This is a genomic window from Streptomyces sp. SID14478, from assembly GCF_010548525.1.
Classification (GTDB): Bacteria; Actinomycetota; Actinomycetes; order Streptomycetales; family Streptomycetaceae; genus Streptomyces.
Map to the genome: position 1 here is coordinate 1 of NZ_JAAGMG010001170.1, position 945 is coordinate 945.

Sequence of the window (945 nt, forward strand, 5' to 3'; positions counted from 1 at the left end):
CCGCGCGGACGTGCCGGGGTGGGGCACATGAACGGCGGGTGCGGCCGGGCCGCGCGCAGTGCACTCGCGCGGCGCGAGGCCCCCGCCACGCGCCTGCGCCACGACGCGCTGGACGTACTTGGCCTTGCACCCGGTGCGGCGAGAGCACGTGCCAGGCGTCGCGGGGCAGACGGGAGTGTGAAGACGGGCCCCTAGAGACCGAAGGCCGCCGGGTTCGTCGCCAGCTTCCTGAAGCGCTCCTTCGGGTCCGCGACCAGCTTGCGCTCGGTGAGGTCCAACAGGCCGCCCACCGCGGTGATCTCGGCCGACACGGTGCCGTCAGCCTTCCGCACGGTCTGCTCGATGCGGAACGTCTTGCCCTCACCCCACGCGAAGACGCACTCCACGTCGACCTCGTCACCGGCGCGCAGCTCCCGCAGATAGCGGATGTTCGTCTCCAGGGCGACGGGCCCGACCCCGTGGGCGAGCAGATCGCTCTGCGCGATGCCGGCGTGACGCAGGAGCGACCAGCGGGCGTGCTCCGCGTACTGCAGATACACCGCCTGGTTGAGGTGGCCCTGGGTGTCGGTCTCGTACCCGCGGACCTCGACCCGGACGGAATAGGGTTCTGCCACGACGTTCCTCTCGACGATGACGGACGCTGCCGATGGGGTGCTGCCACCCCCGTGTACTGCGCGGCTGAGCGCTTGCTCAGTCGCCTCTGGCCGATTCAACCAGCAGACCGGGCCGCGCATTCCGGTGCGGGCGCGCGCGTGCGTCCGCGTGCCGCTACGTGCGTCTCGGCGACGCCAGCAGATAGCGGCCCCCGCCCCGCGTCGCCGCATGCTCGCTCACCTGCCACCCGGCCGCCTCCAGCGCCGCCGCGCAGGCACCGAGCCCGGCCGCCTCCGGATGATGCACGGCGACTGCCTCGGGCTGCGGGGTGTCCGTCACGCGGTAGCCGGG

The 945-nt window shown here is 72.8% G+C and carries 1 protein-coding gene; it reads right to left on the reverse strand.

Annotation, left to right across the window (positions count from 1 at the left end; translation table 11 throughout):
* Nucleotides 1-191: 191 nt before the first annotated feature.
* Nucleotides 192-614, reverse strand: coding sequence for an acyl-CoA thioesterase (locus G3I40_RS37210; RefSeq protein ID WP_164559240.1), 423 nt, complete (start codon nt 612-614; stop codon nt 192-194).
* Nucleotides 615-945: the final 331 nt, after the last annotated feature.